Origin of the sequence: Castellaniella defragrans 65Phen, from assembly GCF_000612685.1 — a bacterium.
GTDB lineage: Bacteria > Pseudomonadota > Gammaproteobacteria > Burkholderiales > Burkholderiaceae_B > Castellaniella > Castellaniella defragrans.
The window spans coordinates 57,554-70,780 of the sequence record NZ_HG916765.1 but is presented as its reverse complement, the minus strand read 5'-3'; the positions used below and the strand labels follow the sequence as shown (position 1 = coordinate 70,780).

The window sequence follows — 13,227 nt, the reverse complement described above, 5'->3', positions numbered from 1 at the left end:
CGTGCGGCTCACTGCGCGGCGCGTTCCTGGCTTTCCTGTTCCAGCAGTTGAGCGCGCAGCTGGGCGCGCAGGGCCTTGCGGCTGATCTTCAGGGCGGCGGTGGAGGCGAACCGGTCCACGAACACGATCTGGTCGGGGACCTTGAAGTCGGCGATGCCGCGTGCGCGGATCCAGCGCTTCAGGTCCGCCGGGCGCGGGCGTTCGCCCTTGGGGATGACGAAGGCGCAGCTGCGCTCGCCCAGGTATTCGTCCGGCACGGAGACCACGGCGGCGTCGAAGACCTGCGGGTGCGACAGCAGGTGGTCCTCGATCTCCTCGGCGGAGATCTTTTCCCCGGCGCGGTTGATGTGGTCGCCCGCGCGGCCCTGGACTTCCAGGTAGCCCTCGGGCGTCATGCGCACCACGTCGCCGGTGCGGTAGTAGCCGTCCTCGGTGAAGGAGCGCGCGTTGGCCGAGGGATTGTCGTGGTAGGCGCGGATCGTGTAGGGGCCGCGCGTGAGCAGGTGGCCCGCCTGGCCCGGCGCGACCGGCCGGCCCTCGTCGTCGAGGATCAGGATCTCGTCGTCCGGGCTGATGGGGCGGCCCTGGGTGTGGATGACGAGCTCGTCCGGGTCGTCCAGGCGGGTGTAGTTCACCAGCCCTTCCGCCATGCCGAAGACCTGCTGCAGCGTGGCGCCCAGCGTCGGGCGCACGCGGCGCGCGATCTCGGCCGACAGCTTGGCGCCGCCCACCTGGATGGCGCGCAGGCTGGACAGATCGCGCCCCGAGGCGGGCGCGCGGTCCAGCCATTGCAGCAGCAGCGGCGGCACCAGGCTGGTGACCGTGACGCGCTCGCGCTCGACCAGGGCGAAGGCCGACTCCGGATCGGGCGAGGGGCAGAGCACCACGCGGCCGCCCGCGTACAGCGTGCCCAGGAAGCCGGGCGAGCTCATGGGGAAGTTGTGCGCGATCGGCAGTGCGCCCAGGAACACGCTGTCCCCGTCCAGCCCGCAGATGCGGGCGGATTCGCGCAGGGTGTAGATGTAGTCGTCGTGCGTGCGCGGGATCAGCTTGGACAGCCCCGTGCTGCCGCCGGAGATCTGCAGGAAGGCCACGTCCGGGCCCTGCGAGACGCTGGCCGGGACGGCGGCGCCGTCGGCGGCGTAGAGCGCGTCCAGGCGCGGGAAGGCGTCGGCGGGGGCCGGCGCGGCGGCTGTGCCCTGCGCGGCGGCCGCCGGTCTCGCCGCGGCCGCCGGGGTTGCCGTGGCAGTGGCTGCCGCGGGCGCCGTTGCGGCGGGGGCGGCGATCCAGACGTGCTCGACGCGCGGCTGGCGGGCCTGGAGTTCGCGCGCCAGTTCCGTGTAGTCGAAGCCGGCGTGCGCGGCGGCGGCCACGTAGGCGCGCGCGCCCGAGCCCCGGGCAAAGTGCTCGATCTCGGTGATGCGGTGCGCGGGCAGGGCGTAGACCGGGATCAGGCCGGCGCGGAACAGGCCCATCACCACGGCGATGAAGTCGGGGACGTTGGGCAGGTGCACCAGCACGCGGTCGCCCTGCCGCAGGCCCGCGCCCAGGAATCCGGCCGCCAGGGCGCTGGCGCGGCGGTCCAGTTCGGCGTAGGTCCAGCGCTGCTCGCCGCCGATCACGGCCAGGCGGTCGGGATGGGCCGTGGCGCGTTCCCGCAGCCAGGCGCCGAAGGTCTCGTTACGCCAGTAGCCGGCCGCCCGGTAGCGGGCGGCGAACGCGTCGGGCCAGACCTGGACGGGCCGGGACGGTTCGCCGGATGCGTCGGCGGCGCGCGGGGCGGAATCGGAAGCGGGGGAGATGGAGGCCATCGTCATGGTTCAGGCGTCAATGATCTGAGCATGATAATGAGAATGATTATAGTCTATGGAAACAGGGAATCCAGCCCTTGGATTCAGCTTGCAGTCAGCTTGCGGCCAGTTTTCAGTCGGGTTGCGGTCGGGTTGCAGTCGGCCTGCGGCCAGCTGTCCGAGCTGCCTGCCGGTCCGGGTGGCTCGTCCGCTTCGGCGGACGTGTTCCGCCATCGCGCGTCCCGTCCCGCATTCCGTCCTGTGCGGCGATGCCGTTCATCCGTCCCGGTCGTCGTTCCAGCCATCGTCCGGTGCGCCGATCCAGTCGGCCAGCGCCAGCGTCCTCAGGGTCCAGGCGTCCGGAGGCGGCGCGCCGGGGGCCGGCCGCCCGCCGGCGCACGAGGCGGTGTCCGGGCCCGGCGCCCCTCCGGGCAGGCACAGCGCGGCGCAATGGCCGGGTCCCGACCACAGCAGCCGCACCCACAGGCCTTCGGCTTCGGGCAGGCCCGAGACCGGCGTCCAGCCCGCCGTTTCGCCGGGTCCGCCCGGTCCGGCGGATTGGCCGGGTTCGCGGGACTCGCCTGGTTTGACCGGTTCGGCCGGTTCGTCGGATCCGCCGGCGTCCGCCAGCCGCAGCGCCCCGGGCTCGACCGACAGCCCCAGGCCGCAGGCCTTGAGGACGGCCTCGCGGCGGACCCACTGGGCGCAGAAGGCCCGGGGATCGGGCGCGGCGCCGGATCGGCCCGCCGCCGGATGGTCTCGCGCTGGAGGGTCCAGCGCCGGATGACTCGCCGCCGGGAGCGGACCGCCGGTGACCAGCCGCCACAGCGCCGCGTCCACTTGATCGGGGCAGTGCTCCACGTCCACGCCCAGCGGTCCGGGGCCGACTCCGACCAGGACGAGGTCGCCGCTGTGCGCGATGTTGAAATGCCAGGCGGCCGCCACCAGCATCGGCTTGCCGTGCGGCCCCGCGCCCAGCGGGACGTCCGCGGGCGCCAGGCCCAGGCGCCGGCCCAGCAGGCGGCGCGCCAGCGCGCGGCCGACCAGGCTGCGCAGGCGGTCGTCGGCGCGCCGCAGGCGGGCGATCCGGCGCCATTCGTCCTCGGGCAGGTCCAGGCGCAGGCGCGCGGCCCCCGCGGCGTCCGGCAGTCCCCGGGACAGGATCAGCCGGTACGGGGCGCGGGCGTCCGGGGCGTGCATGGTGGGCCGGGCGGCAGGCGGCGTCGTCCGGCGCGCGTCACGTCGCGGCGGCGAGCGCCATCGCCCGCCGCGCGCTGGCGCGCAGCGCGTCGCCGTGGTGGGTGCCGTCCAGGCGCTCCAGCGCACAGTCCAGCCAGGGGATGCCGGCCAGGCGGTCCAGCAGGGCCTCCAGCCGCGGCAGGGTCGGGATGCCGTCGGCCGGACGGCGCGGGCGCGTGGGATCGAGGGGCCGGGGATACCAGCGCTCGTCCGTGCCGGCCATGAGGGTCAGCCGCACCCGGGGCGCCGCCGGATGCGGGCGGGGCGTGGATGGGCCGGCCCCGTCCGGACCGCCGGGCGCCGGAGAAACGGCATCGCCCGGGCTGGCCGGACCCCCGGGCGCCTGGGCGGGATCGGCCGGCAGGCTGCGGGGCAGCCCGTCCAGCAGGGCCTCGATCCGTCCGTCGCGCCACCAGAGCGAGGGGCTGGCGCAGATCGTGTGGGCGAACCGGCCGGGGTGCCGCACCAGCGCGTAGAGCGCGCACAGGCCGCCGTAGGAATGGCCGTACAGGCACAGGCGGCGGGGATCGAGGGGCGCCTGGGCGCCCGCCCAGTCCAGCATCGGCCCCAGCAGCGCATCCAGGAACGCATCCGCGCCGCCGCACTGCCATTCGGGCCGGCGCGGATCGGGCCAGCGGCCGCCGTCCGGCGCGGGCGGCGTGAAGTCCAGCGCGCGCCGCGCCAGGGCCTGCGTCTGGAGGCCGGCCTGGGCCGGCCCGCCCTGCCTGGACAGCCGCGGCAGCACGGGGCCGTGCATGCCGCCGTGGCCCGGGATCAGCACCGCGCAGGCCGATTCGTGGCCGGTGGGCGGATCCAGCGGCCACACCCAGTCGCCGTCCAGCAGGACCAGCAGCGGCCAGCCGCGCGGGGGCGGTGCGCCGGCGGGAACGTGCAGGCGCAGGCGGCGCGCGCCGGGCGCACCGGCCGCCAGCACGGTGGCCCGCAGGCTCATCGGGCGCCGGGCCCGGCCCCGGGTTTCAGGTCCACCAGGTAGGTGCCTTCCAGGGGGACGGCCAGGAACCGTTCGTTGATCTCGCGCAGCGTCCCGGCGGGATCCACGTCGGCGAAGCGGTCCGGATGGATCCAGTGGGCCAGGGCCTCGATGAAGACCACGTGCAGCGGCGAATCGTTGAAGGCGTGCCAGATGCCGTGGCTGTTGCCCGAGCGCACCGCCGGCAGGGCGCCCAGGCGGTTGGCTTCGATCAGGCGCGCTAGGCTGGCGCGGGCGTCGGCCTCGGACACCCCGGCGCCGATCGCCAGACCCGTGCCCTTGCGCGAGCCGGTGCCGGTGGCGACGTAGACCTGGGGGGCGCGCGCGTTGATGTATTCAAAGTTCAGCTTGCCCGTGGCGCTTTTCAGGACGTCGGCGCCAATGTTGTGGCCGCCCGCGTAGGCGATCATTTCGTTGAAGGTGCCCGTGCCCGGCGAATTGCAGCAGTCGGTGCTGCCCGCGTGGGCATGGACGAAAACCGGCGGACGCCGGTCCGCGGGCAGGTCGGCCAGCCGTTCGGCGACGGTGCGCATGTGCCGCTGGTAGAAGGCGATGAAGGCCTCGGTGCGGTCCGCCTGGCCGATGGCGCGCCCCAGGGCGCGCAGGCTGGGCACGGTGTTTTCCATCGGCCGGATGAAGAAGTCGATCACGATCACCGGCACCCCGGCGGCCTCCAGCCGGCCGATCAGCGGCGATTCGCTGGCCGGCTGGCCGGGCGCCAGGCCGGCGAAGGTGGCGGTCATCACCACCAGGTCGGGACGCAGGGCCAGCGTGCGCTCCACCGAGAACGAGTCCGGCGTGTGGCGCCCCACGACCGGCACCTGCGCCAGGGCGGGGAAGCGTTTCAGGGCGACTTCGTAGTCCGGCGCGAACGAGGTCCGGAACTCGTCGGACCAGCCGGCCAGCAGGGCGGCCGGATCCGGCGCCAGCAGGGACAGCACCTGGAAATGCCGCGCCTGCGCCAGCACGACGCGGTGCGCGGGCCCGGGCAGCGCGACCTGGCGGCCCAGGACGTCGGTGACCTGGATGGGGGCGGCCGTCGCCGCGCCGGCCAGGCAGGCCAGGACCAGCGGCAGGGCGCGCAGGAATTTCAGGAGTGCGGACATGGGGGGATTATCGCAGTCAGGAGGCCGGGGCGCACAGCCCGTCGATCAGCACGTGGGACAGCCCGCGCGAGCAGGTTTCCACCCGGGCCTCGACCTGGTAGACGTCGGCCAGGGAGCGGGCCGTGACGACCGCGTCCGGCCGGCCGTGGCCGACCAGCTCGCCCGCGCGCGGATCAGCAGGGCCTCGTCGCTGCGCTGCAGGGCGATGTTCAGGTCGTGCAGCACGATCAGCGTGGTCAGGCCGTGCTCGCGGGTTTCCTGGGCCAGCAGGTCCATCACGTGGCACTGGTAGTTCAGGTCCAGAGCCGACAGCGGCTCGTCCAGCAGCAGCAGGCGCGGCGTGCGGATCAGCGCCTGGGCCAGGCCCACCAGCTGCTTCTGGCCGCCGGAGAGCTGGTCCAGGTAATGCATGGCCAGGTGCTCGATGCCCAGGCGTCCGAGCACGTCCAGGATGCGCTGCGGGCTCGCGTCCTGCGCGCGCGGGTCCAGGTCCGAGGCGCGCGCGGCCACCATCACGGACTCGAAGACCCGCAGGTGCACGGCCGCCGGCAGGGACTGCGGCAGGTAGACCACGCGCTGCGCGCGGCGCTCGAACGACAGCTTCGTCAGGTCCTGGCCGTCGAGCAGCACCTGGCCGCGCTCGACCTTGAGCAGGCCTGCGAGGGCCTTGAGCAGCGTGGACTTGCCGCTGCCGTTGGGGCCCAGCAGGGACACCACCCGGCCGGGCAGCAGCGGCCCGGCGGTCAGGTCGCGGATGATGGAGCGGCGGCCGTAGGCGACCGACAGGTCCTGAATCTGCAGCATGGCTATTTCGGCATGGCTATTTCATTTGGCGGCGCAGCACCACCGCCAGGAAGAACGGCACCCCGACCAGCGAGGTGACGATGCCCACCGGCACGATGATGCCGGGCACGATGTTCTTGGAGGCGATCGAGGCGAGCGACAGGATCGTCCCGCCCACCAGGGCGCTGCCCGGCAGGTAGAAGCGGTGGTCCTCGCCGAACAGGCGGCGCGCGATGTGCGGCGCGATCAGCCCGATGAAGCCGATGGTGCCGACGAAGGACACGGCCAGCGCGGCCAGCACGCTGATGCGCACCAGCGCCGTCAGCCGCAGGCGCGGCACGTCGATGCCGAAGCTCGCGGCGCGGTCCTCGCCCAGGCGCAGCGCCGTCAGCTTCCAGGTGTCGCGCAGCGACAGCGGCAGCAGCGCGGCGAAGACCAGCAGCAGGATGCCGACCTTCGGCCAGGAGGAACGCGCCAGGCTGCCCATGGTCCAGAACACCAGGCCCTGCAGCGCCTCGGCGCTGGCCACGAACTGCACCAGCGACACCGCCGCGTTGAAGGAGAACACCAGCGCGATGCCGAACAGCACCAGCCCGGACGTGCTCATCGAGCCCCAGCGCGCCACCGCGTCCAGCAGCAGCGCCGAGACCAGCGCGAAGACGAAGGCGTTGGCGGCGATGGTCCAGGACTGCGGCACGCCCGGCAGCGACAGGCCCAGCACGATGGCCAGCGACGCCCCGAACGCCGCCGCCGACGAGAGTCCCAGCGTGAAGGGGCTGGCCAGCGGATTGTTCAGGATGGTCTGCATCTCGCCGCCCGCCAGGCCCAGGGCCAGGCCCACCGCCACCGCCATCAGGGCGTAGGGCAGGCGGATGTCCCAGACGATGACGCGGGTGGTCGGGTCGGCCAGATCGGGGTGGAACAGCGCGTGGCTCAGCTCCGCCCAGCCCAGGCCCGACGGGCCCAGCATGAAGTCCGCCAGGATCGAGGCCAGGATGACGACCGACAGCAGCGCGACCATCAGCCAGCGGCGGCGCAGCATGCGCCGGTAGTCGGTCAGAACCGGGGCGGAAGTCGTCAGCGAGGCGTCCATGCGAAAGAGGGGCGGCGGTCCGCCGTGCGGGGCGGCGGGCGCGGGACCGGAGTGGGCGGATGAATGAGTGTATAGGGAGTGTATAGAATGAGAACCGTTTACGGCCCCGCCAGTATAGTGGAACATGACTTCGCCCGCCTTCGATCTGCCCCTGGAGGACGGCCGCACCTGCGCCGTGCGGACCGCCCTGCCGTCCGGCCTCATGCCCGCGGACGGCTGGCCCGTGGCCTACGTGCTCGATCTCAAGCAGTTCGAGGCCATGCGCGCCGATCCGGCGGGCCTGCCCGGCCTGCTGGTGGGCCTGGGCCCGGGCGTGCCCGAAGACCGCCGCTGGGACTACGTGCCGGCCGGCTGGGGTGCGCGCGGGGCGGGGCGGCTGGCGGAACCGGGTCCCGGCGCGGCCGGGACCGGCGCTGGGGCCGGAGTCGGGACCGGGGCGGCGGCCGCCGGCGCTCTCGCCCTGCCCGGCGTGCGCGCGGGCGCCGCCCGCTGGCTGCGCGTCCTGGACCGCGTGCGCGGCCGGGTCGGCGGCGAATGGCGCCTGGACCCGCGCCGCCAGGTCCTGTGCGGCCATTCCCTGGGCGCCCTGTTCGCCCTGTACGTGCTGACCCACCGGCCGCATGCCTTCGACGGCTACGTGCTGTCCAGCCCCTCCGTCTGGTGGGGCGGCCGCTACGCCGGCCGGCTGCTGCGCCGCCGCCGGCCCTGGCTGTGCGCGCGCGGCGTGCCGGCGCTGGGCGTGCGGCTGACCGTGGGGGAATACGAGCAGGGCCTGGCGCCCGAGGAATGCGGCCCCGGCCTCGCCGAGGAGGAGCGCGCCCGCCGCCTGGCCATGCGCCGGTCGCGCGCCATGGTGGACGGCATGCGCGAGCTGGCCGGGGAACTGGCCCTGTGCCCCGGCCTGCGGCTGGAGGACGCCGTGCTGCCGGGACGCACCCACCGGACCGCGCCGCTCGACGCCTTGATGCCGGGCTGGCGCTGGCTGCTGCGGATGCTATAGTTAAGGTATAAATATTAATTCTCATTTGCGTTCACAGGGATACGGGAGGCTTGCGCCGGGTATCCGAGGGACCGGCAGTTCATGGAATCCACAGAGCCGGGGACGGGCGGCCTGGTCGCCAGCCTGACCCATCATTACGACGACCTGGTCGGCTACGTCGGCCGCCGCTTCGGCGACGCCGATTTCGCGCGCGACGTGGTGCACGAGGTCTGCGTCGACCTGCTGGACCGGCCCGAGCCCGCCGGCGTGCGCCAGCCGCTGGCCTTCCTGCGCCGCGTGCTGCGCAATCGCGCGATCGACCGGCGCCGCGGCGACGCCGTGCGCGCCCGCCTCGCCGAGACGCTGGCCGGCCGCATGGTCCAGGCCGAGCACGAGGATGCCGCCACCTATCTGCGCGGCATGCAGGCCACGGAGGAACTCGCCGCCGTGATCCTCGCCCTGCCCGACCGGGCGCGCCAGGTCTTCATCCTGCACCGCCTCTACGACATGCCCCAGACGGCGATCGCCGGCGAGCTGGGGCTGTCCCTCAACGCCGTCGCCAAGCACTACGCGCAGGCGATCCGGCGCATCCGCGAGCGGTGGGTGCCCTGATGCCCGACAGGCGGATGCCCCCGGCGCCCGCACGCCCGCCCCAGGCGGACGCCGCGCCCGCCGACCCCTTCGTGCCGTTCGAGGACGCCCTGCGGGCCCGCCTGCCCTCGCGCGAGGACATCCTGCGCGAGGCCAAGGCGCAGTCGGCGCAGCGCCGGCTGCGGCGCCGCCAGGGCGCGGCGGCGGCCTGCGTGGCGCTGTGCGCGGGCCTGTGGGCCTGGAATCCGGTGCTGAAGGAGCGCACCGTGGTCGTGGCGGCGGGCGCGCCCCGCGCCTGGACGGCGCACGCCGGCACGGTGGTCGCGCTCGACAGCCGCTCGTCCCTGACGATGCAGTTGCGGCTGCGGTCGCGCGACCTGCGCCTGAACGCCGGCCAGGCCGTGCTGGACGTGGCCGCGAACTGGCGGCCGCTGCGCGTGTACGTGGGCGACACGGTCATCCGCGACATCGGCACGGTCTTCCGCGTGCGGCGCGAGGGCGACGGCGCCCAGGTGGCCGTGCTGGAAGGCCGGGTGGAAGTCTCGGGTCCGTCCGGCCGGGCGGAACTGGGCGCCGGGCAGGCGCTGGACCTCGGCACGCTGCGCCCGCTGCCCGCCAGCGTCGCCGCCCTGGAGCGCGAGACCGCCTGGCGCGAGGGCCGGCTGCGGTTCGACGGCACGCCCCTGTCCGAGGTGCTGGCGCTGCTCGGCCACTACCGCGCCGCGCCCGTCCGCTGGGCCGGCGGTCCCGTGTCCGGGCCCGAGCCGCGCCTGTCGGGCGAATACCGCATCCGCGACGTCGAAGCGCTCATCGACAGCCTGCCCGCCATCCTGCCCCTGCGGGTGGAGCGCCGTCCGGACGGCCTCGTTCTGGTGTCCGCCCGCTGAGCCCGTCAATCCCGCCGGAAAACCCGCTGAAATCGTAAATATTGGTAACCGAACGTCCAGGTCGGGGCTCCGGGGATCGTCATTGCTCCTGATTTGATCAATTCTCAATCTCATTATCTACACAGGGAGTGAAGACCATGGAAAAATCCCGGAAACCCCGGCGCGGGGCCGTGGCGGTGCTGTCCGCCGCCCTGGCCGCGGGCGGCCTGGCCTGCGGTCCGGCCGCGGTCCAGGCCCAGGCCGCCGTGACGAGCCTGGACCTGCCGGCCCAGCCGCTGGACCAGGCCCTCAACGCGCTGGCCGCGCGCACCGGGCTGCAGGTGATCTTCCCGACCGCGCTGGCGGAACAGCGCCAGGCGCCGGCCCTGCGGGGGAACTATTCCGCCTCCGAGGCGCTGGAGCGCCTGCTGCAGGGCTCCGGCCTGGAAGCCCGGATGAGCGGGCCGAACCGCTACACGGTCGTGCGCCGCGGCGAGGACGCGGGCGGCGACGCGCGGGTGCTGCAGCCGGTGGTCGTGCGCGGCGCGCTGGACCCGACCACGGAGGGCACCCAGTCCTATGCCGCGCGCGCCAGCAACACCTCCACGCGCCTGAACCTCTCCGTGCGCGAGACGCCGCAGTCGGTCAGCGTGATCACGCGCCAGCGCATGGACGACCAGGGCCTGACCCAGCTCGCGGACGTCGTGGACAACACGCCGGGCCTGGTGATGCCTGCCTCGGGCAACCGGGGTTCGGACACCAGTCCCGTCTACGCGCGCGGCTTCCGGGTGGAGAACTACCAGATCGACGGGGTCAACCTGATCAACAGCGGCTACAACGGCATCTTCCAGACCGCCGACATGGCGGCCTACGACCGGGTCGAGGTGATCCGCGGCGCCAACGGCCTGATGAGCGGCGTGGGCGCGCCCGGCGCGACGATCAACCTGATCCGCAAGCGCCCCACGCGCGAATTCCAGGCGCGCGCCAGCGTCGAGACCGGCTCCTGGGACCTGTACCGGACCGAGGCGGACGTGTCCACGCCACTGAACGAGGCGGGCACCGTGCGCGGCCGGCTGGTCGCGGCCTGGCAGAAGAACGGCTCCTGGCTGGAGCGCTTGGAGGAACGCGGCAAGACCCTGTACGGCATCGTCGAGGCCGACCTGGGGCCGGACACCCTGGCCACCCTGGGCTTTCTGTACCAGAACCAGGACGCCACCGGCCACGCGCGCGGCGGCCTGCCGATGTTCTACAAGGACGGCGGGCGCACCGACTGGGACCGCTCCAAGTCCTCCGCCGCGCAATGGGCCTATTCCCGGCGCCACAACCAGACCTGGTTCGCCTCGCTGGAGCACCGCTTCGACAACGGCTGGAAGGCCAAGGCCACGCTGGAGCGCAGCGCCTACCACTATGACGAAGTGCTGGGCTACGCCGTGGGCGGCAGCGTCGATCGCGCCACGGGCTCGGGCGCCGTCCTGTACGCGGGCCGCTGGGCGGGCAAGCCGGTGCAGACCTCGGTGGACGTGTATGCCACCGGTCCCTTCACCCTGCTGGGCCGGGAACACGAGCTGGTGTTCGGCGCCACGGCGTCCCGCACCCGCAACGAGACCTCGCCCTACGACTCGCCGGACGGCGCCGGCTGGTTCGCGCCGGTGCTCGGCAATCTCTACACCTGGGACGGCCGCACGCCCGCCGAGCCGTTCAATCCCGCGGTCGGCGACATCGACAACCGCGAGAACCTGACCAGCGCCTACGCCACCGCGCGCTTCAAGCCCACCGACCGCCTGTCGCTGATCGTCGGCACGCGCGTGACCAGCTGGGAAAACATCAAGGACACGGCCTACGACAGCGGCCGCAGGACGCACCTGGACCGCCACGAATCCGACAAGCTCACGCCCTACGTCGGCCTGGTCTACGACCTGAACGACGAGTGGTCCGTCTATGCCAGCTATACCGACATCTTCAAGCCGCAGAACAACCAGGACCCGCAGGGCGACTACCTCGCCCCGCTGCTGGGCCGCAGCTACGAAGTCGGCGCCAAGGGCGAGCTGCTGGACGGCGGCCTGAACGTGTCGGCCGCCCTGTTCCGCGCGCAGCAGGACAATCTCGCGGTGGCCCTGCCCGGCGTGAAGACCCCCACCGGCGGCCAGGCCTACGAGGCCGTCTCCGGCACCACCACCCAGGGCATCGACCTGGAGGCGTCCGGCGAGGTGCTGCCGAATTGGCAGGTAGCCGCCGGCTTCACCCGCGCCCTGTCGCAGGACCGCGACGGCGCCACGCTGAACACCAACGTGCCGCAGAACACGGTGAAGCTGTTCACCAGCTACCGCTGGCCCGGCATCGGCCAGGGTCTGACGGTGGGCGGCGGCGTGCGCTGGCAGAGCCGCGCCTTCACCCGGCTCACCGATCCGCTGGGCAGCAAGCAGCTGATCGAGCAGGACGCCTACGCCGTGGTGGACCTGATGGCGCGCTACCAGTTCAGCCGCCTCGTCTCGGCCCGCCTGAACGTCTACAACGTGTTCGACAAGTACTACCACCCCGAACCCGGTTCGACCTACTACGGCGCGCCGCGCTCGTTCCGGCTCGGCCTGGACATGCGCTTCTGACGCGCCGGACCATCGACCCGCTTCATTGAAAGGAATCCGCATCATGCAGACCCGATCCATCCCCTTCCATCGCCGGCCGGCCCGCCTGGGCATGCTCGTCCTGTGCGCGGCGCTGGCCGCCTGCGCCGCCCCCGGCGTCCAGTCCGGCAAATCCGGCCCGGGTGCGGAGGCCGCCCAGACCCCGGCGCGGCAGGCCGTGCTGCGCCGCGACCTCGCCCCCGGGCTCTACGAACTGGTGGTGGCCGGCGGCGACGTGTTCGTGGCCTCCGCGGGCGCGAGCTTCAAGGCCGATGAAGGCGGCGCCATCTACCGCCTGGATCCCGACACCCTGGAAACCAAGGTCGTCATCCAGACCGAGCGCAAGCCCTACGGGCTGGCCTACGACGCGCGCACGGACACGCTGTACGCCGGCAACACTCTGAACGGCAGCGTGCAGGCCATCGACCTGAAGGCCGGGAAGGCGGCGAATTACCGGCTCGGCCAGGCCAAGGCCAAGGGCGGCTTCGAGCACGTCCGCCAGATCGTGCTGGACGAGGCGCGCGGCCGCATGTTCGTCACCAATCCCGACACGGCGGGCAAGGTCTGGATCGTGGACCTGAAGCGCGGCGCCCTTCTGCACACCCTGTCCGGCCTGCGCAAATGGCCCGCCGGCGCGGCCTACGACCCCGCCGCGAACCGCCTGTACGTCGGCCAGGGCGGGGACTACGGCGTGAGCGTCATCGACCCGGACGGCGGCAAGATCCTGCGCCGCTTCGCCTTGGACGGCGCCGAACCCTTCCTGGTGAACGTCGCGCTGGACGGCACCGGCGCGCGCCTGTTCGGCGCCGACGCCAACAGCGGCCGCCTGGTCGTCTTCGACACCGCGACCGGCCGCGTCCTGGCGGCCGTCCCCGTGGGCGAGAGCGCCCTGGACGTGCTCTACAACCCGGTCCGCGACGAGATCTACGTGAGCAACCGGGGCGCTTCGCGCGCGCACCCCATGGGCACGGGCGCGATCACGGTGATCGATGGCACGACCTACGCCGTGAAGGCGCGCCACGACCTGCCGGCCCATCCGAACAGCCTGGCCCTGTCGGCCGACGGCCAGGTCCTGTTCGCCACGATCAAGGGGCCGCACGACGACAAGCACCCCGCCCATCGGGCCGACGGCCTGGAAAGCGTCGTGCGCATCGACCTGCGCGGATGA

10 protein-coding genes and 1 pseudogene are annotated in these 13,227 nt (G+C 73.2%); 5 read left to right on the top strand and 6 right to left on the bottom strand.

Features of this window, described 5'->3' with window-relative positions; genetic code table 11:
• Positions 1-8 precede the first annotated feature (8 nt).
• The 6 genes and pseudogenes from BN940_RS00255 to BN940_RS00230 form a co-directional block, all read right to left on the bottom strand.
• A complete protein-coding gene (locus BN940_RS00255; RefSeq protein ID WP_148305011.1) occupies positions 9-1,811 on the bottom strand; it encodes a (2,3-dihydroxybenzoyl)adenylate synthase in 1,803 nt (600 codons plus the stop codon).
• 255 nt (positions 1,812-2,066) lie between these two features.
• The gene (locus tag BN940_RS17755; protein WP_052355492.1) at positions 2,067-2,990 is read right to left on the bottom strand and encodes a 4'-phosphopantetheinyl transferase family protein; all 924 of its coding nucleotides are present in this window, start codon (positions 2,988-2,990) and stop codon (positions 2,067-2,069) included.
• 37 nt (positions 2,991-3,027) lie between these two features.
• Positions 3,028-3,981 (bottom strand): alpha/beta hydrolase, encoded by a 954-nt coding sequence (locus BN940_RS17750; protein WP_052355491.1) that lies wholly within the window; start codon positions 3,979-3,981, stop codon positions 3,028-3,030.
• Entirely contained in the window at positions 3,978-5,126 is a 1,149-nt protein-coding gene (locus tag BN940_RS00240) for an ABC transporter substrate-binding protein (RefSeq protein WP_043678847.1), read from the bottom strand. Before BN940_RS00240 ends, BN940_RS17750 begins: the two co-directional genes overlap by 4 nt.
• Positions 5,127-5,142: 16 nt before the next feature.
• A pseudogene (locus BN940_RS00235) lies at positions 5,143-5,930 on the bottom strand (ABC transporter ATP-binding protein).
• A 16-nt stretch (positions 5,931-5,946) separates the two neighbouring features.
• Complete coding sequence (locus BN940_RS00230; protein ID WP_043678845.1) at positions 5,947-7,002, bottom strand: FecCD family ABC transporter permease; 1,056 nt, start codon at positions 7,000-7,002, stop codon at positions 5,947-5,949.
• Positions 7,003-7,126: 124 nt separating this feature from the next.
• On the opposite strand from BN940_RS00230, the gene BN940_RS17745 reads away from it, so the two are divergent.
• From BN940_RS17745 to BN940_RS00205, 5 genes are all read left to right on the top strand, one after another.
• Positions 7,127-8,002: an alpha/beta hydrolase-fold protein gene (locus tag BN940_RS17745; RefSeq protein WP_052355490.1), complete on the top strand. Its 876-nt coding sequence runs from the start codon at positions 7,127-7,129 to the stop codon at positions 8,000-8,002.
• A gap of 81 nt (positions 8,003-8,083) precedes the next feature.
• Positions 8,084-8,593: an RNA polymerase sigma factor gene (locus tag BN940_RS00220; RefSeq protein ID WP_043678842.1), complete on the top strand. Its 510-nt coding sequence runs from the start codon at positions 8,084-8,086 to the stop codon at positions 8,591-8,593.
• A gap of 14 nt (positions 8,594-8,607) precedes the next feature.
• Positions 8,608-9,459: a FecR family protein gene (locus BN940_RS00215; RefSeq protein ID WP_052355489.1), complete on the top strand. Its 852-nt coding sequence runs from the start codon at positions 8,608-8,610 to the stop codon at positions 9,457-9,459.
• Between the two features lie 137 nt (positions 9,460-9,596).
• Positions 9,597-12,041, top strand: coding sequence for a TonB-dependent siderophore receptor (locus tag BN940_RS00210; protein WP_052356004.1), 2,445 nt, complete (start codon positions 9,597-9,599; stop codon positions 12,039-12,041).
• Between the two features lie 43 nt (positions 12,042-12,084).
• Entirely contained in the window at positions 12,085-13,227 is a 1,143-nt protein-coding gene (locus BN940_RS00205; RefSeq protein WP_043678838.1) for a YncE family protein, read from the top strand.

Coding starts and splice junctions, on each gene's coding strand:
- BN940_RS00255 (WP_148305011.1), bottom strand. CDS start 1,811: ATGGCCTCCATCTCCCCCGCTTCCGATTCCGCCCCGCGCGCCGCCGAC.
- BN940_RS17755 (WP_052355492.1), bottom strand. CDS start 2,990: ATGCACGCCCCGGACGCCCGCGCCCCGTACCGGCTGATCCTGTCCCGG.
- BN940_RS17750 (WP_052355491.1), bottom strand. CDS start 3,981: ATGAGCCTGCGGGCCACCGTGCTGGCGGCCGGTGCGCCCGGCGCGCGC.
- BN940_RS00240 (WP_043678847.1), bottom strand. CDS start 5,126: ATGTCCGCACTCCTGAAATTCCTGCGCGCCCTGCCGCTGGTCCTGGCC.
- BN940_RS00230 (WP_043678845.1), bottom strand. CDS start 7,002: ATGGACGCCTCGCTGACGACTTCCGCCCCGGTTCTGACCGACTACCGG.
- BN940_RS17745 (WP_052355490.1), top strand. CDS start 7,127: ATGACTTCGCCCGCCTTCGATCTGCCCCTGGAGGACGGCCGCACCTGC.
- BN940_RS00220 (WP_043678842.1), top strand. CDS start 8,084: ATGGAATCCACAGAGCCGGGGACGGGCGGCCTGGTCGCCAGCCTGACC.
- BN940_RS00215 (WP_052355489.1), top strand. CDS start 8,608: ATGCCCCCGGCGCCCGCACGCCCGCCCCAGGCGGACGCCGCGCCCGCC.
- BN940_RS00210 (WP_052356004.1), top strand. CDS start 9,597: ATGGAAAAATCCCGGAAACCCCGGCGCGGGGCCGTGGCGGTGCTGTCC.
- BN940_RS00205 (WP_043678838.1), top strand. CDS start 12,085: ATGCAGACCCGATCCATCCCCTTCCATCGCCGGCCGGCCCGCCTGGGC.